Below are 21,792 nucleotides of genomic sequence, written 5' to 3'. Positions count from 1 at the left end.
CTCCCGGCCGGACCGGCCCACACGGGCACAGGAAACGCGCACAGCCGCGTTTCCTGTGAGAATGCGTCAACATCCGACTAGTCCGTTCCGTATAACCAGCGCTTAAGTAGCCGGGTCACTCTGGGCATGACGATATAGGTCATAAGGATCACCTGCAGAAAAACGGCGACGAACACCCGACCCACCAGAGGCCAATCGGTCATGAAAGGGCCGAGCAAGAAATTAATCGCCAGAACCAGTAGAAAAACAACGATCAGCAACACCAATGCCATTTTATGCGGTGATGGGTGCGTCGCGGGCAGCTCTGGCAAACTGAACCAGAACTCCAGCCCCGTCCCTTTCTGCACGGCATCTTCTCCCGCCGTGATGCCCTTTAGCCGAGCAAGCCAGTCAGCACGCACCGTTGATTCTTCCCAATCACGCGAATGTTGGTAGCTGTCGAAACGGAAGATGGTCACGTATTCCAACGAGGGCGCGCAAGGGCGAATGACATTCACCCCCATGTGCCCCGGGAACTTCAGCGCTTCGGCTGTAATGCCCTGCACCCAGGCCTCGTAGTCCGCTTCCCTGCCAGGCAGAATCCGCCTGGAGATGGAAATCGTGACGGGACCCACCTGCTCGGCGGCATCGTTCACGGGCTCACCGTCACTGGATCGTGCCCCGTTCTCTGGCCATGTCCAGAGCAAGGTCTTCAATCATATCTTCCTGACCGCCAACAGTACGGCGACGACCCAGTTCAATGAGAATATCGCGGCTGGAGAGATTGTACTTGGCGGCCGAGCGCTTGGCGAAAAGCAGGAAAGACGAATAGACACCGGCATAGCCAAGCGTCAGGGCATCGCGATCAATGCGCACCTGCTCATCCATCATCGGTGTTATCAGGTCCTCTGCGATATCCATCGCCTTGAAGGTATCCACACCTGTTTCTATTCCCATGCGGTCACACACCGCGATAAAGACCTCCAACGGTGTGTTTCCTGCTCCGGCCCCCAGCCCCGCCATAGAACCGTCGATACGGTTGGCTCCCGCTGCTACAGCCGCAATGGAGTTCGCGACCCCCATCGCGAGATTATGATGGCCGTGAAAACCCAGCTCTGTCGTCGGTTTGAGTTCCCTGCGCGCGAGCGCGACTCGCGCGGTGACATCTTCCGGCAGCATGTATCCGGCAGAATCAGTGATATAGACGCAATTGGCTCCGTAACTCTCCATGAGCTTCAGCTGCACCACCAACTCCTCCGGTTCGATCATGTGAGCCATCATGAGGAAACCGACGGTATCCAGCTCCTTCATCGCCGATGCCACACTGATATGCTGTTCGGAAACGTCAGCCTCGGTACAATGCGTCGCGACGCGTATAGTGGAAATGCCGCAGTCTACAGCCATCTGAAGATGGTCTACGGTCCCTATCCCGGGGAGCAGTAGCGCAGATACTTTCGTGTTTTTCATCTCCTTGCAAACAGCTGTCAGGTACTCCTCGTCACTGGCGGCAGGGAAACCATAGTTTACCGATGTCCCGCCGAGACCGTCCCCATGCGTCACCTCTATGAGAGGTACACCCGCTTCATCCATCGCCTTCGCAACCGTGACCATCTGTTCGACAGTTATCTGATGGCGCTTGGGATGCATACCATCACGCAGACACATATCGTGGACAGTGATCTTCTTGCCTTTCAGGTCCATCAATTTTTCTCCTCAGGCCGCGTTTGGCACGAAATTTCCGGATAGTATTTCCTCAGCGTACATTTCCGCTGTTCGCAAACCCGCCGCTGTCATAATGTCCAGGTTCCCCGCATACTTTGGCAAAAAGTCGCCCAGGCCTTCGACCTCCATGTAAATCGATACCCGTTTACCCTCGAAAACAGGACCATTCTTAAGTGTGTAGCCAGGCACATACTTCTGTACCTCTGCAATCATCTGGTGAATTGAGCGAGTAATTGCCTCCTGATCGGGATCATCGTGCGTAAGGCAGTGAACCGTATCGCGCATGATAAGTGGGGGCTCTGCCGGATTGATGATGATGATGGCTTTACCGGTATGAGCGCCGCCACACACCTCAATCCCTCTGGCAGTTGTGCGGGTAAATTCATCAATATTTTTGCGCGTACCCGGGCCTGCCGACTTCGAACTCACTGTCGCTACGATTTCACCGTAGGTAACTTCCTGCACTCGACTGACTGCCGCAACCAGGGGAATAGTGGCCTGGCCACCGCAGGTCACCATGTTCACATTCATTGCCTTGCGGGCTACCGCATCGGCCAGGTTGACTGGCGGCACACAGAAGGGCCCGATGGCCGCGGGAGTCAGATCTATCATCACTGCTCCGCGCTCGTTCACCTTGCGACTGTTCTCCGCATGCACATAGGCAGATGTAGCATCAAAGCAGATTTGAACACCATCCTCCTGCATGAACGGCAGCATGCCGTCTACGCCATCGGCAGTGGTCTTCAAACCCATTTCCGCAGCGCGAGCCAGGCCGGGCGATTCGGGATCCACGCCAACCATCCATACCGGCTCAATCAGCTGACTGCGCTGAGCCTTCATCAGGAGATCGGTACCAATATTACCTGGGCCAATAATGGCCGCCTTTATCTTGTTACTCATATGCAACCTCTTTGACCATCACACAAACTTGCAGCTGCAGCCACCAATTCCCTCGACCTCCAATGACACCACATCACCTGCTACAACAGGAATCAAAGGTGCCAGTGAGCCGGAGAGAATCACCTCGCCGGCTTTGAAAGGTATGCCAAACTCTCCCAGGGTATTGGCCAGCCAGGCCACTGCTGTGAGCGGGTTTCCTTGAACCGCGCTGCCCATACCCTCTGAGTGAAGTTCCCCATTCTTGTAAATTCTCATGTGCAAACCGGGTAGATCGTAGTGCCTGGGATCCACCTCCTTCTTACTAAGCACATAAACGCCACAGGAGGCGTTGTCGGCAACGGTATCCTGAATCCTGATCTTCCAGTCCTTAATGCGTGAATCCACGATTTCGAAGCAGGGAATAATGGCTTCTGTAGCGTCGAGCACGTCGGCCTCGGTGACCCCGGGGCCGACAAGATCTTTTTTCAGTCGAAAGGCAATTTCGCCTTCAGCCCTCGGCGCGATAAGACTTCCCTTAATGGGAATCTCAGCTCCGTCCGGGTATTCCATGGCATCCGTCAAAAACCCGAAATCGGGTTGGAAAACACCGAGCATGTCCTGAACAGGCTTGCTGGTAACCCCAATTTTCTTGCCGATCACCTTCTCGCCATCACCGTCCACCCGGCGATTCAACATGCGCAGGCTAATACGGTACGCATCTTCAATCTGGATAGCGGGTTCACGGTCAGTCAAAGGCTCCAGCGTATGGCCCCCACGTAACGCGTTGTAGAGCTCATCCCCCAACAGGTTGATTCTTTCCTGATCCATCATCGCGATCTACACCTTTCTTCGGAAGCGAAACAATTGCCACGTGACTGCGGCCAGCCCAACTCAGCCTTTGCCGCGCGGCAGATTTGCAGTAATAAACGCAGTGGGATAAGCGGCGTCCCATGCAGGTCGCCACTGCACCGCCTTAAACCAATTGTATAGTTTGGGAAATTCGTCACTCACGCCGACACCATATGCCTCGGCCACACCACAGCGGGCTGCGAGCGCGCACTCTCCTGAACTCAGCGCAGAACCGCCCATCCACTGGGGTTCGATATGTGATTCAAGCCACGCCTGACTCTCCTGCCACGCCAACGCACTGGTCTCAATGATACGCTGGTCCCGATCCTCAACAGGCTTGGAGCGCGTTTCGAATACCAGTGGTCGAAGCGCTGCCCCTACACATTTGTCTGAGTACGCGTGCAAACATTTAACCCACGCTTGCCGCACCGGATCTCTGGGAATTAGGGAGCCCAAGCCATAGCGTGCGTCAAGATAGTCCACCGCTACGCCAGAGTCCCAAATCACGACACTGCCATCCAGCAAAACGGGCACCGAACCGGTGGGAGTCAGTCGCAACAGATCGGCTGGTTTTTCTCCCAGCGTTACTTCAATGGTCGTGTAGCCGAGGCCCAACTCGGCCAGGGAAAGACGAACCTTCCAACAAAACGGGCAGTCAGTACGTTGGTATAAAGTAATCATGGGGTTTCGAACTGGCGATGATCCGCATTTTAATCAGCACTTTTTAAGGCGCAGGTCATTGAGGTGATCGAGTACATATTCAATCCGGTCCGAACCCCAAAACAGTTCATCACCAACACGGAAGCTCGGAACACCGATCAACCCAAGCTCCTGCGCTTCTATCCAGTTGTCCTCAAGCTGCTTGAGGTAAGCCGGATTGACAAAAGACTGCTCAAGGGAGCCCCTATCAAGGCCGATCTTTTCTCCAATGTCGATAAGTACCTGCTGATCGCCGATGTCCAGCCCGCTGGCCCATTCGGCACGCATGACCTCCACGATCCACTGACCTAAAACGCCTCTTTCCTCAGCCAGCAAAGAAGCGGCTCCGGCGATGGTAGGATCAGTAGTTATAGGAGGAGGGGTCATGGGAATCCCCATTTTTGCCGTAATGCGACGTACATCCTGCCTCGTCAATGGAACTTTGACTTTTGCTCGCTCGGGAGAGGATCGACCAGACCAGCCTCCCAGAGGCCGCCACACCATATTGGCGTGGTAGTCATCGAATATTCGGAACAGGGTCTTCGAAGCGATGTAGCAGTAAGGGCTTCGAAAATTGAAATACAGCGTTACATCAACCGTGTCTGTCATGGCTACATCCATAAAAAGTGCCAACTCCCCGCCTTGCATAGCCGCCGGGAGTTGGCCAAAAGAACACCGCAGACTATCGGCCCTTGGCGCGCATATTTTGCACGGTGAAGATCTTCACCTCGTTCAACTTGGGATCAACCTGTCCCTTGAACTGACCTGTAGTGCAATGCCCCGCCTGTACATCCAGCATCGAGAAAGCATCGTCAATAGAAACGCCGGTTCCCTTGTTCTTCTCGAGGTGGTGATCAGGGTGAGCCTGTCCAATCAGCCACGACTTCCACAGGTCGCCCTTGCGGTCGTAGATGAGCGTACGTGGCAAGGTAAACGTCTGTGCATCAACGTAATGCGTGCGCTTGCTGATGGGATGGTTTTCATCCACTGGATCTGATTCCAGAACATGCACCTTCCGCAGTTGCCAGGTGATATTCGGGAAACAACCACCCTTCCCGCCAAAATCAACAAACTGGTAACCGTCACTTTCTTCCAGATCAGTGGCAAGCTCCAGGTCATTGTGGTTGAAGAAAGGCAGCATGATGTTCTTGGTGCCCTTGTAACTCCAGTTCATGTCAGAAATGCGGCCGTTGTACCCTTCGAAGTCCTCAATCATGATGTCAGCACCGAGGAAAGAGTCCGTAATCTGACCTGAGGACAGGCGACGAACACGGCGCTGAAAACCAAGATACAACCATGTGTTGTCTGCTGTCTGGTCATCAGACGACCGGTGAATCAGCAGTTGCGTGTTCTTTACATCAAACGGCTCAAGCACCTGCACATAGATAGCCCGAAAAAGATCGGATGGGTTGTCTTCGAACTCAGGCACAGGATCGTGTTGCACTCGGTGCTTGTAGTTCAGAAAGTGAAAATTGAACTTGAGTGTTCGCTCAATTTTCCCCGACTCAAGATCACGATAGCGCCAGTAGAACGGGTAAATAGCTGCGCTATCACCCCAGTTGTAGCCGTACTTGTAATTCCATGCGAGTTTTTCTCCGGCGCGCGGATCGTCCAGGCTCGGCTGCTCCGGGAATGGTCGACCGGCCACAAAGCCATTAATCTGTCCCAGCTGCTCACCAAGACTGACCTGGCCAAGCCCCTTGCGGGTGGCCTCCACGTAATTCGGGTGAAGATCGAAGGACGTGGTATCACCCACCTCCATTTCCCACCAGCCGTTCTTCAACTGTTCGTAGGTCGCCGGATCCAGAATGTCCTTGAACTGGTCGGCGTTGGCGGCATTGATGGTCATACCAACGGCCAGATTTTCGGACGTGGGAGTACCATCCCTGTAGGGATAGAAAGAATCGTCTACCACGTCCGCGCTCACCGCGGGGACCAGACCCGCGCCCAGGCCGACAGCCAGTGCGAGGGTTATTACGGATTTTTCAAACATGATCGTATCTCCTGATTGTTATCGTGATTAGAAGCGATAGCGTAATGTCACCTGGAACTCATCTTCCTCACTGGCGCTACCCAGCGGTCCAGACCGGAAGCGACCCAGTGGCTGTATCCCGCTCAGACCCACCGAACCGGATTGCATTGGATCTGCATGAGCTGGGCTGGCAGTAAATGGAGGGAATGGATTACAGGTTCGGCAATCATCAAACTGCTGGTCTTCCATGCTGTCGCCGACCTTGATGTTGAAACCTACGACCAGTCTCCAGCTGTCGCTGATCAGCCAATCAACCGATGGCGCAATGGTGCCGGCGCCTGCCTCATAGTCCCATGCCATGATCACCTGGGGGCTGATCGTATCGGACTTGTACCAACCCTTGATCAGCAGGGTCATGGTGTAGTTATCTTCCCAATCGGGCATTCCGATATCACCGAGCGGGCCGCTCACCAGCTCGTGGTCGAGCAAATGCTGACCGAATACCTGACCGGAAATGAGGAATGCGCGGTTCTTGTTGAGGAACGGAATAAAGGTATTCCGGTCTACCCCCAATACCCAGCGCAGGACGTCAGATTCGGAATACAGATCCGGCTGAAGCGTGTTGGCGAATTCTTCGCCTTGCGTATAGGTTGTTTCAACGCGGAACACAGTTTTCAGGCTGTCTACGTAGAAGTCGAGGGAGCCGCCAAACAGGTCAACTTCCGGGAAGTCGATGTCAAAGGCAATCAGGTGGTCCCAATCCGCTACTTCGCCCGTAAACGCATTCATGGAAGGAATATTGCCGCGCAGCACCGGCAACTGCTGATAGAAGTGGTAGTAGTTGAGCGAGAAGCCCACACTGTTGTAGACACCCTCTAGCTTGATACCACCCTGATCATGACCGGAGGGAAGGTTGACGTTCCGAATACCGATTACACCCGGGGCAAAATCCGCGGCAATCAGTCCTGGATCATCGAGGCCTATAGCGCCAGCAGGCACGAAATTTGAAACCGTACAGCCATTTTCCCAGCAGTTGTTCATGGCCCTGAAGAAGGAGCCGGCATCCAGAATCGAATAAGGCGTGCCGCCCTGCCCCAGCGCGTTGGGACGGAACTCATCAAAATTCCAAACCAGTTGCAGGTTCAGGTCGTCAAACGTTTCCGTGGCGCCCCAACGGTACTCGGCAGAGGCAATCCACTGGGGGATACGAATATCTTCAAGCTCGTCATAAATATTCTGCCGGGAGTAATCGACGGGATTGATGATATCGAGAACCCTGAACAGATCCGTGCGTCCCCAGACCACCTGCTGTTTGCCGACGCGGAAAAACCACTCGGACATGTCGCCGGTGGGAATGCTGCCTTCAAAATACAGCTCACGAATGAAATCCAGCTGATCGTTGAACTCAGGGAAGCGGAGATCGTTGGTATCGAAATCCATATAGTCCTGCAGGCCACAACCCCGGCTGTCCTCGTCACACGGGCGTACCGGCACGCCGATGGTTACCCCCGCCATTGGAGCGTGCATGTCCTCGCCCAAGACTTTAAGACCGGCATTCGGATTACTGGATACGTCGTAAAGGAAACCGGGAGGTATGGGGTTGCCCGCCGCAGCCCCGCCATTGCCGAGAATGGACAGGCCCCAAGGCGAATCACCATTACCGCCAAAAAGTGCCTGGGCAGTTGTACTGCCAAAGTTCTCAAAGCTCCGGGCACCGCCAGCATTTTTGCCGTACTCGTTATCATTGATGTCGTAGACCGCATCGTAGGTGCCACGTAAGGTGCCACTGACGCGAAAGTTACTCAGGCCAAATTTCTTGCCGAAGTCTTTACTGAACTCAAATTGCCCTGTATTGCGCGACTTCGATATGCCCGCACCGTCACGATAGAAGGTCGCATTTTCAACGAACCCCGCCGTATCCCACTGCTTGTCCTGTGCGTTGACAGAACCAGCGCCAAGGCCAGCCATAAAAGCGGTGCTTCCCAGCACGCCTAGAATCATCTTTTTATTTCTCATTGGATTCCCCTTTAAAGGTTTTATTAGCGGCCGCGGCCGTTCACCCGGTACAACATCATCCAGCCGTGACTGGCTCAGCATGAATTTCATCATCCAACAACTCCGCTTTGACGATAAACGCCGGCCGGAACCGGACGATCCAGGCAGGCACGAGATTCGCCGCCGCCCAGGCGTTGAGTATCAACATCACGACAAGGAGAAGTGCTGCGTCTGCCTGAAAACGCAGATCTGACACGAAGGCCCACATGACCACGCCACCAATAAGCGCGGTAGCCGTAAACGCGATGGCTTTCCCGGTAGTGGCAATCGCAAGACGAATTCCTGCCTCCAGATCGCCTCCCAGCCTCGCGGTTTCCTCGCGTATCCTGTCCATCATGTAGATCGAGTAATCGATACCAACCCCGATACCCACGGCGATAATCGGCACGGTATTCACATCAATGCCAATACCTACGATGCCCATGTACGCGTATGTGGCAACGGTGCAGAAAGTCATCACAAGAAACATGAGCCAGCCGGCATGCAAGGACCAGTAGAAAAGCGTTACGAAAAGAAAGATGAGCGCCATGGCTGCCGGGATGATGACAATATTGCTTTCAAATGCGGCCTCGTTGATTGCCGCTGTGACGCCAATTGGCCCCCCTGCGAGACGAACCTCAAGTCCTTCCACCTGATTAGCGGGATCCTCTATCCACTCTTTCGCCATATGGATTGCACGTCGCAGGGTCTCGCCTTTGTGGTCCTTATAGAAAAATACGAGGTTTGCGGTCTGCTCATCCGTGTCGACGAACTCCTTCAGAGCACCCGGAATGGGGCTGGACGCCATGAAGGCAAACATCAAGCCACCGACATAAGAAGCCTCGTCGGGAATCACCGACCAACGTGGATCGTCGTTGTGCAATATGCGATTGACCTGCTTTACAAGATCAGGCATGCCCTTGCTGCCACCCATCTCCGGGTCTTTGAGCATATGAATTTGCAGATCTTCGAGGGCACGCAATACTTCCGGTCGTTTTATCCCACCGGGTTCGCTCGTGCGGGCAACAATGTACATCTCCTCAGAGCCCGGGAAATTGTCGTTGATATTCTGCGAAGACACGTTGTAGTCGTGATCGGGATAGAGAATCGGTGAGCCTGGTTCTGATTCCCCAATCTGCACCCTGGAACTGAGAACGCCGCCACCGATATAGACCACCAGTGCGAGCAGCAAAACACCTGCTGAGCCTCTGCTGCTGGTAACAACCCGTGCGAGTGAGGCAAATACACCTGTCTGGGCATCTTCTTCGGCGCTACTGGAAACCTTGCTTAACGGCAGTAGGGACAACACCAGCGGGACCGCTATCAGCACGGTAATCACGACCGTACCAGCCCAGATTGACGCGTAAATACCGAGCTTTACATTGATAGGCGAAGAACCCAGGGAAATCAGCAAAAGTCCTACGGCATCGGAAACAATCCCCAGAGTTCCAGGCCGAAAGAGCGTTTCGAACGTCCGCCGGGCCGCATCGTGATTATCGTGCGCTTCGTGAGCTTCTTGATAGTAGCGCTCAACCAGCTGGATACCATGAGACATCGCTCTGGCAGTAATGAGGAAGGGAATGACCAGAGTCAGTGGATCAAGGTTGTAGCCCAGTAGCGCGACAATACCCAACCCCCAGGTCGCGGAAATCAAGACCCCTATCAGAGGCAGCACTATTCCATAGAGTCGTGAGCGGAAATACAGGACAAGCAAAGCCAGCAGGATCGCCAGAGTCAGGAAAAATATCTGCATGATCTGGTTGAGGTAACTGTATACCCAACCCATAAGCACCGGCTGGCCTGTTGCATAGATATGTACACCCGGTGCGACCTCAGTGGCGCGCAGCTGCTCCACATCATCCTTGAGCTTACCGAGCTGGCGGAATATCTCTACATAATCCAGCTGTCCCTCATTGAAGGTTCCACGAATAAGTGCAGACTTGAGATCGGGAGAAACCAGCAAGCCGTACACCGTGGGATTTGCCATCACGTCGAGGCGCAACTGCTTGAGTTGCTCTTCGGTCATGTCGGGATAGAGTGGGTCGTAATAGGCCTCTGAATTCATGTTGCCCAATTCAGTGAGCCATGTCTTACGTACCGTCCGGTGGGTCAAGCTGCGCACAAGGTTATGGTTTACACCTGGCAGGGAATCGACGCCGAGCGTGAGGCGATGGATTCGCGACAAAGTGTCAGAATTGAAAATGTCACCCTCCTCCACCGATATCGCCATTACTACGTTGTTGGCACCGCCGAAAGTATCTTTGACATCGTTGTGCAGCTGGATATAGGGATGTTCCTGAGGCAATAGATCTGCGAAGTTGGAATACATCTCCAGATAGGGCACGCGAGTAGCAAAGAATGCCGTCGCCAGCAGTATCACCGAGAGAAAGGTTTTAGGATGGTAGAAGACAAAGACTTCTATCATTCTGAAAAATCGACTAATCACACTGTCTTCTTTCACATCGAGATACCTGATTATATTTTTTGAGTTCTGTGTGCCAGCGGGATAACTGCGAGCGTTCCACCGCCCCCTGCAACCAACAGAGAGCCGTTGGTCAGGGTGTCCAGTCCGCGCATGAATGCCAGCACTTCAGGCGCACCTTCGAATACCGACCAGGCTCCGCCCTTCAGCTCGACAAGCTTCGCGCTCCCGCCGACAGCAAAAATACCCTCGTCGCCGGCATGCAGGTTATAGATTGGCGCCGTGGTAACGGATTCCTGACGTGTCCAACTACGAGCGCCGTCAAGGGTCTGCCAGATAACGCCATCCAGCCCACCAGCCCACCCGGTGCTTGCATCGAGAAAGTCGACAGCCATCGGATAAAATTCGTTGGGAATTGCCTCGCGCTGCTCCCAATTGTCGCCGCCGTCTGTGGAGGCCAAAACAACGCCAAACTCTCCAAGGGCGAAGCCATTCTGCTCGTCAACAAAGCGCACAGCAGTGAATTGCAAATCCTCATAAAGGCTGAACTCGTTCCACTGAGCAGGTGCTTCCTCGCCGTCAGTCCAGTACAAGGTGCCGAAACTGGCGGTAACCCAAAGTCGCCCGCTTGGCGCGCAGTGAATCGACAGTGTGTTTTCCTGGGTATCGATAGCAGCGGGCACCCAAGCTCCATCACTGCCTTCACGCCAAACGCGACGCTCCGAATCGAGCGCATAGAAGTTACCGTTTGCACAGGCGGTGATATCGATTAGCGCGGGCCGACCCGGCAGATTACTGCGCTTCCAACTATTCCCGGAATCTTCAGACGTGACAATGGCTCCCACAGAGCTGACGACCATAACCCTCTCGCCATTGTGAGCGACGGCCTGAAACATGTCATAGCGCCTGATATCTCGCGCTTTCTCCGCTGCCACCCGCTCAAGGTTCAATGGCGCCTCACACGCTGCCAGAAGCCCCACCAGAAAAGTGAGCAAAAACAGACGCGGCTGTGGAAGGACTCTACGTAAAGTGTGCAGCATTGCCGTTATCGTTTTCATAATGCTGTTCCTGCTTGGCAAGGCGGGGCCTTACACAAACCTCATATTGATCGTACCCATGTCGTGGTAGCGAACGGTAATGTTGTCCCCGGCCTGCACAGCAACCGCGGCGGTTACTCCTCCCGTCATGATGAAACTCCCGGCTGGCAACTCTTCGCCACGCTCACCGAGCATATTCGCCAACATGGCAACGCTCGCTGCAGGGTCACCAAGTACAGCGGCGCCGGTCGCCATTTCTACGATCTCACCGTTCTTTTCCATCACCACGCCACAGGTGCGCAGATCCATATGCTGCAACGGGCGACTGTGCCCCCCCGTCACAAAACGCGAGGAGGAACTGTTGTCTGCCACAACGCTCTTGATATCGAACTTGAAGTCCCTGTAGCGGGAGTCGATGACTTCGACGGCAGGAAGAACAAAATCCGTGGCAGCGATTACATCCGCCACATGCACACCGGGGCCTTTGAGGGCCTTCTTGGTAACGAAGGCGATTTCAGCTTCGACTTTGGGGTGAATCAACTCCGAGGTTTTGATCGCAGCGCCGTCTGCACAGCTGAAGTAGTCAGCTAGAAAGCCATAGCATGGCTCTTCCACTCCCATCTGTGCCATTTTGGCCCAGGAGGTCAGACCCATTTTCATTCCCACGATCTTGTTTCCACGAGCTTCCTTACGGCGCCGAATCGCCCACTGGATGTTGTAGGCATCCTCGAAATCCATCTCGGGATATTCATCGGTGATCTTGGTGACGTCGTGAGCCTGCAACTCCGCATTCTCCAGATGTTCTGCCAACCGCTCTACGGTCTCGTGGCTCAGTGTGCTCATGGGATTCCTTTTCTGTCAGATCTTGATGCAGACGTTCTGCAGTTCCGTATAGAATTCGAGGGAGTGCTCACCGCCTTCTCGCCCGATTCCCGACTCTTTGGTGCCGCCAAATGCCGTTCGTAAATCACGCAGGAACCAGCTATTCACCCAGGTGATGCCACAGTCTATTGCCGTAGATACACGCAGGGCTCGCGACACATTCTCCGTCCAGACCGCCGAGGCCAAACCGTAGGTGGTGTCGTTTGCCAGCGCGATGGCCTCCTCCTCTGTATCAAAGGGGCGTATGTGGCAGCACGGTCCGAAGATCTCTTCACGAACGACCCTTGAATCGTCCGGAAGTCCGGTCCAGATGGTAGGTTGGACCCACGCGCCGCCCGCCAGCTCTGGTGGCATTTCTGGCACACCGCCGCCAAGCACTACCTGCGCACCCTCGTCGACCGCCAATTGGTAGTAAGACAGAACTTTCTGCTGGTGCTCATGGGAAACAAGCGGCCCCATATCGGTACGTGGATCGTCAGGCAAGCCCAACGTAAAATCAGCAGCAGCGCGCGCGAGTCTCTCGACAAATTCGTCGAAGATGGGTCGCTCGACATACACGCGCTCCGTGCCCAGGCAAACCTGACCGCAATTGGCGAACACTGAACGCAAGGTGCCTTCGATCGCCTTGTCCATATCACAGTCAGCGAACACCAGGGCCGGATTCTTGCCGCCGCACTCTATCGATACATCCCGCAAGCCCTTGGCAGCTGCGCGAGCGATCACTTCACCAGTCCGTGTTTCGCCTGTGAAAGTGATGGCATCAACGCCTTTGTGCTCAGTCAGGAAGGCCCCAGCCGAGTCTGGCCCAAATCCGTTCACCACGTTAAACACACCCGGAGGGACTCCTGCCGCGTTCATCACCTCACCCAGCAGGGAGGTTGTTGTCGGCGTTTCCTCCGAGGGCTTGACCACCACTGTGTTTCCGCAAGCCAGTGCAGGGCCCACCTTCCAGGTCATCAGCAACAAAGGTAGATTCCATGGGCTGATCACCGCAATTACGCCCTTGCGTTTGCGCACCGCGATGTTAAATGCGCCTTTACCATCAGGCGTCGCCGTCTGGAACGCCTCCGTGGCAAAGTTTTTCACGGCGTCCGCAAACACACGGAAGTTGGCAGCACCACGAGGTATATCAATATGGCTGGCGATACCGTAAGGCTTGCCGGTGTCCGCACATTCGGCAGCGAGAAACTCATCAAAACGCGCGTCAATGCCCTCAGCCACCTTGTACAGAATGGCTCCACGCTCAGACTCACTCATCCTTCCCCAGGGTCCATCGAGTGCATCGCGCGCTGCCTTCACCGCTGCATCCACGTCCTCTCTTGTGGCTTCGTGCACTTTGGCGAAGAGGGAGCCGGTACAGGGATTCAACTTGTCGAATGTCTTGCCCGCGGAAGAGGCGCGGTACTCCCCATTGATAAAGTTCTTCACTTCACGCATTGCATGCTCTACTTGTTCGGCTGGATTAACGCGCATGATCAGGTCACCACACCCAGAAAGTTTTCGTTCAACTGGCGGTCGTGGTAGAAAATCGCTTTGCCAAGCTTGTCAGCGTCCCAGGTGGTCACGGGATGATCGGGATAGGTGTAGTCACCACCGGCAAAGACTTCTGTGCGGTTGCCTGAGGGATCGAAGAAGTAAATGGTCTGTCCGTGGGTCAGACCATGACGCGTGGGGCCGATATCCAGCGGTATATCATGCATCGAGATAATGTCAGCGGCCCGCAGCACGTCCTGCCAGGTATCAAGGTAATAGGAGGTGTGGTGTAACTTGCCCTTTTCGGGGTGACGAATGAACGCCACATCGTGCGCTTTGGTAGAAAGTGTGAGAAATGCGGCGAGCCTGAAGTCATCATTTTCGCGGTCAAGCACCTGCTCTGAAAGCTGGAACCCGAGCACAGTCGTCATAAGATCAACCGTGCCGTCGAGGTCATCACCGTAGAGCAATGCGTGGTCAAACCGTGTTGCACGCATTCCTTTAAGGTCTTCAGGCCAGGCTTCAGGGTTGTGCTCACCCACGCCCCATTTGCCCGTTTGCTCCTTTTCGGCAAAGAGTTCCAGGTGGTGCCCGGTGGGAACCTGAAAGCGGATACGTTCACCGCAGCCATCCAACTCGCCGGCGGGGATGCTCTCAACGTGACAACCGTAATTGATCAGGTCCTGCTTCCGTGCCTGTAGCGTCTCGGCGTCCAGAACCTTGAAACCCATAAAATCCATGCCGGCTTCTTCGGCGGGACGCAGCACGACCGACCAGGCATCAACCTCTGTCCAACCCTTCAGGTAAACGCGGCCTTGCCCGTCGCGGTGGACTTCGATCAGGCCGATACGGTCTCGGTAATGAGCGACAGCTTCTTCTACATCCAGAACCCTGAGCTGAACATGCCCCGGGCGCATAACCCCTTTTCTCATGACGTTATTCTCCTTATTGGCGCAATCCGACTTGGGAAGCACGGCTTCATTTTTGGAGTAGATTTTTACGATAATCGATATTTTATCGATATACAACTTTTTATCGATATTTTAACGTTATTTATTTTTGTGTCTCTAAGATCGCTTTGATATGAGCATGCAGATGGAATTTCGATAACGTTCCACGTATTCTCAACACTGAAACCACGCTGTTTCGCGCATTATTTCGACACACGAGTACTGGAAAACGACGTCATGGAAGCGAAAACACTTACTGATCAGGCGTACAGGCAACTGCGGAAGGACATCGTTCAAGGCCACTTCGGCCCCGGCGACAAACTGGGCATTGATCTCCTGAAACGTACCTATAACGTCGGGGCCACGCCGCTACGGGAAGCGCTCTACCGGCTAAGTTCGGACGGGTTTGTCGAAGTGCGCGGACAGAGGGGTTTCCGCGTCTCTGAAATGTCCTCGGACGAACTCGAGGAGATCACAGACTTACGCGTCATTCTGGAAGGGATGGCGCTAAGCCAGAGCGTCGAAAACAGCGATGACGCCTGGGAATCGCGGGTCGTCGCTGCCTTTCATCACCTGACCAAAGCTGAGATGCAGAAGGAACCAGATCTACAGGAGTGGGAGGTACGCAATCGGGAGTTTCACCTGGCACTGGTATCGTGCTGCCATTCACCGTGGCTGATGCGTTTTCATGAAATCCTTTACGACCAGCACAAACGCTATCGCAACCTCGCCCGCATCGACCGGAAATCGCGACGCAACGTGCACGATGAGCACATAGCCATCTGCGACGCTGCTCTGACTAAAGACATTCCCGCCCTCTGTGCCGCCAACGAGCAGCACATCAGACGGACCGCGGAGATCACAAAGAAACTACTGCAGGACAACCTGGGCGTAAAACCAGGCACGCCTTAGATTTACGCCTCGTAGCGACGATCTCGCCAGGATTTTAGGTCACCACCCCCAGGAAGTTCTCGTTCAACTGCCGATCGTGGTAGAAGATGGCCTTGCCCAACTGTTGCGCGTCCCATGTGACCACCGGATGATCCGGATAGGTGTAGTCTCCTCCGGTGAACACCTCGTTCCTGTTGCCTGATGGATCGAAAAAGTAAATGGTCTGACCATGCGTGAGGCCGTGACGTGTAGGCCCGATATCCAGTGCAATATCGTGCATGGAGATGAGATCAGCAGCTCGCAGTACGTCGCCCCAAGTATCCAGATAAAACGAGGCGTGGTGGAATTTGCCCTTCTCCGGGTGACGTACCAGCGCAACGTCGTGGGCTTTCATGGAACAGGCGAGGAACGCCGCAACACGCATGTCGCCGCCGTCCCTGTCGAGAACCTGTTCCGAGAGTTGGAACCCCAGAACATTCTGCAGCAGTGCTGCGGTGCCATCGATATCATCACCGTAGAGCAAGCAGTGATCAAAACGATTGGCACGCATCCCTTTCAGGTCTTCGGGCCAGGCTTCAGGATTACTCTCACTAACCCCCCACTTGCCAGTCTGGTCCTTCTCTGCATATAGCTCAAAATAATGGCCCGTGGGAGAATCGAAACGGACGCGCTCGCCACATCCATCCAGTTCCCCCGCGGGAATAACTTCGACCTGACAGCCATACCGCAATAGATCCTGTTTCCGCTGCTCCAGAACCTCGCTGCTGACCACCTTGAAGCCCATGAAATCCATGCCGGGTTCATCCGCCTCTCGCAATACAACAGAGAAACGGTCGACCTCAGTCCAGCCCTTTAAATAGGCACGACCCTGCGCGTCTCTGCCAACATCGATCAATCCCAGGCGGTCCCGATAATGGATAACCGCCTCCTCGATATCCATAACCCGTATCTGTACATGGCCAGGACGCATTACACCTTTCCTCATGAGAGAGACTCCCGTTCACTATGATTGTTATTGTTTTCTGCAGATGACAAAAGCTCTATCGAAAGGTCACTGCGTGGATACACCCTGCATGCCAGCGCGACGCCCTCGGCCTGCTCCTGATCCGAAACATGTTTTCGACTCATTTTCTTTGTCTCGAACTGCCCAGAGAGGATACGTATCCGACAGACACCGCAACCCCCGCCCCGGCAACCCACCGGAATCAATTTCAGTAGAGGGACACCGACCTGAAAGGACTGCATTCCCTCAAGGAGGTTCTGCTGATCACCGCAGTGAAAGCTGCTCCCTCCATCACCAAGACTGACTGAAAATCTCATGGTCTCTCACTAAATCCTTTTAAACAGGGCGCTCTTGGTGGCGCCCTCCGCTCCGTCAGCAGCAGTGAGAAATCGTTCCATATAGATGTCACGCTCGAACAGTCGACCCTGCATCAAAGCCGTGATGGCCGCGTCGATCATCGGAGGCGGTCCGCAAAGGTAAGCCTTGTGACCCGAAAACTGCCCTTCAAAGTGAGCAATGGCCGCTTCGTGGACGTATCCGCGGAAACCCTCCCACCCGTCCTCGGGTACCGGATTGTCCAGCGCGGGCACATAAGTAAAATTCCCATGTTGTTGCGCCAGCCGCTCAAACAGCTCCTTATTGTAGAGTTCAGACAAATTTCTCGCGCCCTGTAGCAGGGTGATTTGGCGTGTATCACCGTGCTCGAGAAGATCCAACACCATAGACTGGGGACTGGATAATCCAGATCCCCCGGCAATGAAGATAAGATCCTCGGGAGCTGACTTGCGCGTAAAGAATTGTCCGTACGGGCCGGACACAGACAGCGTGTCACCGATCTGTAACTGGTCGTGTATGTAGCCTGTGCCGGCTCCACCCGGGACACGCCGTACATGCAGCTCCAATACGGTATTCTCCGAGGGCTTGTTGGCTATCGAGAAGGCCCTGGCCCCCTCCACCCCTGGCATGTGCAGATTGATGTACTGCCCAGCCTGGAACTGGATAGGTCGACTCAGTTCGAACTTCACGCCCTTGATTGTGGGGGAAAGGTCATCAATCGCAACCACCGTTCCCTCGAAATCCTCGACCGGATAGCCCAGAAAATCCGGGTCAACATCAATGTCGGCTTCGATGACCATATCGCTCTCTGGAATCGCACAGCAAGCGAGGACTTTTCCTTCATCGCGCTCCATATCCATTAGCGCGAAGGGCGAAGCATCCCCTATATCGACATCGCCTTCCAATACCTGGACCTTGCAGGTTCCGCAGGTGCCGTGGCCGCAGGCAAAAGGCAGCCACACCCCTTGCCGCAAGCTGGCATCAAGTATGGTCTGCCCCTCTTCAACATCCACCACGTCGCCGGTGGGTTCTACCGTTACCTGGTACATAGTACGTCCCTGCTCAGCTACCCGAACCCTTGATTCCATTCAACCCGGGCGTGGCCATGCGTATAATCGATTTATGGTCTACCCCCTGCTCTATCAGACTCTTATCGCGGCTCGGTGAAAAAGGTGCACCGTTCAGATGCCACACCACCGCACTCCAGTCTATCTGTGCAAAATCAGGATGCTGGCTGAATGCGCCCGGAATAATTTCATCCTGCAATTTAGAAAACGGTGTTTCGGGCGGCAGAGCAAACGCAACGGGGGAGCAGAACATCAGGTGCCTATCCCAGCCAACATAAACGATCTGGTTACCGTGGAAGTTCTCTACCCTGTCTCGACGCTCTCCGACATAGGTCGGCGTAATAGCTGCTACACTCATTTCTCGTGCTCCTCTCAACTCGCCCGCTTCAACTTGTTTTCAGCCGACTCCAGGTTGTGCCACATATTCCAGCGCTCTTCGTCCGGCGAGCCGTGGAAATCCATGTTGTCAACGCCAAGGTTGATCTTGTAATAGTTCCCGAGAACGTCTTCCATGGAAGGGCCACCGCAGTTGCCCTGATAAATCTGATGCACAGGCAACCACGCCTGGACATACTTCTCCGGCTCATGATCAAAGATGTCTTTGCACCCATCCGAGCAGAAGTTATAGCGCTCACCGTCGTATTCAGACTGGCGATAAAAGGTTGATGTTGGATCTTCCATATCGGTAAAACCCATTGGGATCTGGCAGGTCTGGCACAGCATGGGCAAGGTCGGGTTATAAAAGCGCTCTCCTGCTGCCTCCATTTCCCGCCACTTCTCGAAACGCGGACGGTAGTACTTGTCAAACGTGTTCGGGTATTTCTCCGACAGCCAATCCATTTCCTTCTCAGTCGGCATCCAGGTGTGGAAAGCCGCCGCATGGCCGTAGTTATAGAAGATACTCCAGGCCTGGTGCGAGATGTGCTCTTTCTCGGCAATTGCCGTCTTCGCATAAGCGGGCATTTCAATGCCGTAGCGTGCCAGGTCCTTGAACAACGAACCGCCCGCTTCTTCGAAATAGACCTCCCAAGCCTCCTGCCAGGACATCACTTTATTCGGGAGCATGTAATCCATCATCATTGCGACCAGCGCCAGCATGCGAGTCCCGCGCCAAAACCACTTGTTAATCCATCGCTGCACAATGGGCACATTGTCCGGATGCTGTTCCAGAAGGAACTTGATGATTTCCAGCCCCAGGGTCATGTGTCGTGCTTCATCCGACTGCGCTGAAAAACCAAAGGTGACAGTGGCCATATCGCCGTTGTAGGCGGCCCCGGACATGAAAGGCACAAACAGCAGATTGGTCAGGACATATTCGAACGAGAAGCCGATGGCCACCATATATTCGAACGGACCGGCGGTACGTGCATCGTCGAAGAAGGATTTTGGTACGGACAGGTACCACACCCGGTCGTGCATGTGTGAGAAGTCCTGGAATCCATCGAAGAACTTGTTGTAGTGACTCATCGCATGAATCTGCGTCTGAACATGCCGCAACTCATCGATCGCCTGCATCTGGCAGGCGACGCGTGCACCGACGCCGCCCAGTTGGCGGCCCACATGACCAAAGCCCATTGCCGCTTGATGCTCGCCGGGAGAGATGCCCGTCAGGAACAACTTGATCGCATTGACATACCGAGCGTCGGTGACATTCTGTTGCCCGTTATTCTGGGCAAAGGCGTCAAGGATGGCGTAGAGCTTCTTCTCTTTCTCTGCCTGATATTTCCAGTATGCGTCCATCGTGAGACGGAAGGGATCCTCCCACTTGCTCCAGTCAGTAATTTTGATTCCTTCGAATTCTTCCTGGGGAAAAATCTCTTTGTAATCGCGGTAGCTGTATTCCCAGTCCAGGTCACGGGTCAGCAAGCGGTACTTTTCCTTCATATTGATTTTGCGATTGCTCATCTCTGCCTCTCCTTATTGTTTCCAGGTCAGGGAAAACTGGTCGTCATCTTCATCGACGTTGCCGCCCAGTGTGATCAGGTTCACATGCAGTGCGGGTATTTCCCAGTCCCTGCCCATCTTCTCCTCCACTGTCGCCCGGTTGATTACCAAGCGACCCTCGTTCTCGATCCGAATCATCGCCGGTTGATAAATCACCGTTGCGGCCGGATTGTCCTGCTCGATGGCCTCCACTATGTAGTGAGATTCCTCGTTGTCCTGCAGTGCGATATAGGCTTTAGACATTCTTCCGCTACTCCCTTAAAGGCCGACCTTGGCCAGACGTTGATTCAACACGTCCAGTGAGGCAGCCATTGCTGTGTCACCCACTGCGATCTCTGCCAACGGCGCCAGATCGGCTACCGCCTTTTCGCGCCAATCGTCTACCCAACGCTTTATCGTGGTTCGATTGTGATCAGATTCTTCGACGGTGGTTTTCAACGTGGCGTCCACCCAGCGAGAGCTGTCCTTGTGCCACTCCTGCATGAACTCAATCAGCATGGCCAGGTCGGATCCACCCTGCTCGGTAATCGCCTCGTCAAACTGGCGATAGATGATGTCGTAGAGCAATGTATCGAGCACTACATCCTGCGCAATGAAGACCTCAAACCAGTCTTTCACGCACAGCACATTTTCAATATAGCGGCGCAGCCCCTGCCAAGCGGGATCGGTCATCCAGTACTCTTTCGCCAACGTCAGACTCTCGGTGCTGTTTCCATCCAGCAACAGGCCGATGCGTGACAGGTACTGCGCTATCCCCAGCCGATCCATGGCGTTGTAGAGAAAGCCTTGATTCACTACGGTTGCGGTACCGTAGGAAAATGCAAACATATTGTTCATGTTTGCGCCCAATTCCGCGTGCCGCAACGGCACCAGGCAACGGATAATCTTTGCACGTACTGCCTCACTCATGCGGTCCGCAGAGCCGCGTTTCTCGAAGAACGCGTAATTACTCTCCGTGACTTCCTGCAGTTTGGCGCGCGCCTGCACATAGGTGCCGTAGTAATACTGGCGTGGGTCCTTGTGTACGTTCCAGTCTTCCATCACTACCGCAGTACGACTCTTATCAAACAACTCCTTGTCCGGCTGCCAGAACGGTCGATAGTGAAAATTCTGCTCGGGAGCGATGTCATAGCTCGCTTCCTGATAACGGGAAGCCGGCTTGTCGCCAAAACGACGCTTGGTGTGCTCGAAGGTGTGCCTGATCGGCTCCAGTGTTGCTGTTTTTATTTCAATACTCATTGGAATACCTGCTGCTGGTTTGAACTGATTACCGGTGGGGGTCGCTTTCGCCGTAGCGCCATTTCTCCATGTCAGCGTCCACGGCGTCGGATTGTTCGCTCGTCATCATCTCGACCTGGTTATGCTTGCAGAACGCGTCGAAGGCAGCCGTGGGAAGCACCAACTCGACATAGAGCGAGGGGTCGCCGATGGCGAAATCAAATTCGATGAACTTGTCATTGATGACGCCGCGAATACGGACGTAGCGCTTCAGGGCGCTGAATTGGCCAGCGGCATGTTCAGCCGCCGGGTGTTTGATTACGGGTACCATGATCTGGCTCCAGTCACGTATTTTTGTTATCTGCTGCCAGTTAACAAAGCAAACGCTAAGCCAATTCTGAAAAAATATATATTTTTTAGTGGGTTAACTATTTT

At 54.3% G+C, this 21,792-nt stretch carries 22 protein-coding genes; 1 reads left to right on the top strand and 21 read right to left on the bottom strand.

The genetic code is table 11. From position 1 onward, the window contains the following. Positions 1–77: 77 nt before the first annotated feature. From EGJ68_RS06420 to EGJ68_RS06360, 13 genes are all read right to left on the bottom strand, one after another. Positions 78–635 (bottom strand): antibiotic biosynthesis monooxygenase, encoded by a 558-nt coding sequence (locus EGJ68_RS06420; RefSeq protein WP_123033645.1) that lies wholly within the window; start codon positions 633–635, stop codon positions 78–80. Positions 636–645: 10 nt separating this feature from the next. Next, the gene (gene dmpG, locus EGJ68_RS06415) at positions 646–1,680 is read right to left on the bottom strand and encodes a 4-hydroxy-2-oxovalerate aldolase (RefSeq protein ID WP_123033644.1); all 1,035 of its coding nucleotides are present in this window, start codon (positions 1,678–1,680) and stop codon (positions 646–648) included. A 12-nt stretch (positions 1,681–1,692) separates the two neighbouring features. Beyond that, positions 1,693–2,601 (bottom strand): acetaldehyde dehydrogenase (acetylating), encoded by a 909-nt coding sequence (locus EGJ68_RS06410; protein ID WP_123033643.1) that lies wholly within the window; start codon positions 2,599–2,601, stop codon positions 1,693–1,695. An 18-nt stretch (positions 2,602–2,619) separates the two neighbouring features. Beyond that, a complete protein-coding gene (locus EGJ68_RS06405; protein WP_269845655.1) occupies positions 2,620–3,411 on the bottom strand; it encodes a fumarylacetoacetate hydrolase family protein in 792 nt (263 codons plus the stop codon). 60 nt (positions 3,412–3,471) lie between these two features. After that, entirely contained in the window at positions 3,472–4,110 is a 639-nt protein-coding gene (locus EGJ68_RS06400) for a glutathione S-transferase family protein (protein ID WP_123033642.1), read from the bottom strand. Between the two features lie 33 nt (positions 4,111–4,143). Further along, positions 4,144–4,737, bottom strand: coding sequence for a 2-hydroxychromene-2-carboxylate isomerase (locus tag EGJ68_RS06395; protein ID WP_123034082.1), 594 nt, complete (start codon positions 4,735–4,737; stop codon positions 4,144–4,146). 73 nt (positions 4,738–4,810) lie between these two features. After that, positions 4,811–6,121 (bottom strand): DUF1329 domain-containing protein, encoded by a 1,311-nt coding sequence (locus tag EGJ68_RS06390; protein WP_123033641.1) that lies wholly within the window; start codon positions 6,119–6,121, stop codon positions 4,811–4,813. 27 nt (positions 6,122–6,148) lie between these two features. Next, positions 6,149–8,209: a DUF1302 domain-containing protein gene (locus EGJ68_RS06385; RefSeq protein ID WP_233248693.1), complete on the bottom strand. Its 2,061-nt coding sequence runs from the start codon at positions 8,207–8,209 to the stop codon at positions 6,149–6,151. Further along, positions 8,172–10,595: an efflux RND transporter permease subunit gene (locus tag EGJ68_RS06380; protein ID WP_233248692.1), complete on the bottom strand. Its 2,424-nt coding sequence runs from the start codon at positions 10,593–10,595 to the stop codon at positions 8,172–8,174. Before EGJ68_RS06380 ends, EGJ68_RS06385 begins: the two co-directional genes overlap by 38 nt. Before the next feature lie 14 nt (positions 10,596–10,609). After that, positions 10,610–11,452 carry a WD40/YVTN/BNR-like repeat-containing protein gene (locus tag EGJ68_RS06375; RefSeq protein ID WP_158283541.1) on the bottom strand — a complete coding sequence of 281 codons (843 nt, stop codon included), beginning with the start codon at positions 11,450–11,452 and terminating at the stop codon, positions 10,610–10,612. 192 nt (positions 11,453–11,644) lie between these two features. After that, positions 11,645–12,436: a 2-oxo-3-hexenedioate decarboxylase gene (dmpH, locus tag EGJ68_RS06370; protein WP_123033638.1), complete on the bottom strand. Its 792-nt coding sequence runs from the start codon at positions 12,434–12,436 to the stop codon at positions 11,645–11,647. Positions 12,437–12,451: 15 nt separating this feature from the next. After that, the gene (locus EGJ68_RS06365) at positions 12,452–13,912 is read right to left on the bottom strand and encodes a 2-hydroxymuconic semialdehyde dehydrogenase (RefSeq protein ID WP_123034080.1); all 1,461 of its coding nucleotides are present in this window, start codon (positions 13,910–13,912) and stop codon (positions 12,452–12,454) included. Between the two features lie 38 nt (positions 13,913–13,950). Further along, positions 13,951–14,880, bottom strand: coding sequence for a catechol 2,3-dioxygenase (locus EGJ68_RS06360; RefSeq protein ID WP_123033637.1), 930 nt, complete (start codon positions 14,878–14,880; stop codon positions 13,951–13,953). Between the two features lie 255 nt (positions 14,881–15,135). Here EGJ68_RS06360 and EGJ68_RS06355 point away from each other — a divergent pair, with 255 nt between their 5' ends. Then, entirely contained in the window at positions 15,136–15,810 is a 675-nt protein-coding gene (locus tag EGJ68_RS06355) for a GntR family transcriptional regulator (protein WP_123033636.1), read from the top strand. A gap of 34 nt (positions 15,811–15,844) precedes the next feature. Here EGJ68_RS06355 and EGJ68_RS06350 read toward each other — a convergent pair whose 3' ends face one another. Genes EGJ68_RS06350 through EGJ68_RS06315 form a run of 8 tightly spaced genes read right to left on the bottom strand, consistent with a single transcriptional unit; the run spans position 15,845 to position 21,688 of the window. Further along, entirely contained in the window at positions 15,845–16,774 is a 930-nt protein-coding gene (locus EGJ68_RS06350) for a catechol 2,3-dioxygenase (RefSeq protein WP_123033635.1), read from the bottom strand. Next, positions 16,771–17,109: a 2Fe-2S iron-sulfur cluster-binding protein gene (locus EGJ68_RS06345; protein ID WP_123033634.1), complete on the bottom strand. Its 339-nt coding sequence runs from the start codon at positions 17,107–17,109 to the stop codon at positions 16,771–16,773. Before EGJ68_RS06345 ends, EGJ68_RS06350 begins: the two co-directional genes overlap by 4 nt. Positions 17,110–17,118: 9 nt before the next feature. After that, positions 17,119–18,177 carry an NADH:ubiquinone reductase (Na(+)-transporting) subunit F gene (locus EGJ68_RS06340; protein WP_123033633.1) on the bottom strand — a complete coding sequence of 353 codons (1,059 nt, stop codon included), beginning with the start codon at positions 18,175–18,177 and terminating at the stop codon, positions 17,119–17,121. Positions 18,178–18,190: 13 nt separating this feature from the next. Beyond that, positions 18,191–18,553, bottom strand: coding sequence for a phenol hydroxylase subunit P4 (locus tag EGJ68_RS06335; RefSeq protein ID WP_123033632.1), 363 nt, complete (start codon positions 18,551–18,553; stop codon positions 18,191–18,193). Between the two features lie 14 nt (positions 18,554–18,567). Beyond that, positions 18,568–20,100, bottom strand: a complete 1,533-nt coding sequence (locus tag EGJ68_RS06330; protein ID WP_123033631.1) for an aromatic/alkene/methane monooxygenase hydroxylase/oxygenase subunit alpha — start codon at positions 20,098–20,100, stop codon at positions 18,568–18,570. Between the two features lie 12 nt (positions 20,101–20,112). Continuing rightward, positions 20,113–20,382: an MmoB/DmpM family protein gene (locus EGJ68_RS06325; protein ID WP_123033630.1), complete on the bottom strand. Its 270-nt coding sequence runs from the start codon at positions 20,380–20,382 to the stop codon at positions 20,113–20,115. 15 nt (positions 20,383–20,397) lie between these two features. Further along, a complete protein-coding gene (locus EGJ68_RS06320; protein ID WP_123033629.1) occupies positions 20,398–21,378 on the bottom strand; it encodes an aromatic/alkene monooxygenase hydroxylase subunit beta in 981 nt (326 codons plus the stop codon). Between the two features lie 28 nt (positions 21,379–21,406). Beyond that, a complete protein-coding gene (locus EGJ68_RS06315; RefSeq protein ID WP_123033628.1) occupies positions 21,407–21,688 on the bottom strand; it encodes a phenol hydroxylase subunit in 282 nt (93 codons plus the stop codon). Positions 21,689–21,792 lie beyond the last annotated feature (104 nt).

This window comes from Haliea alexandrii (assembly GCF_003719295.1).
Taxonomy (GTDB): Bacteria; Pseudomonadota; Gammaproteobacteria; order Pseudomonadales; family Halieaceae; genus Haliea; species Haliea alexandrii.
The sequence above is the reverse complement of the archived record's forward strand: the minus strand, read 5'-3'. Positions and strand labels throughout refer to the sequence as shown.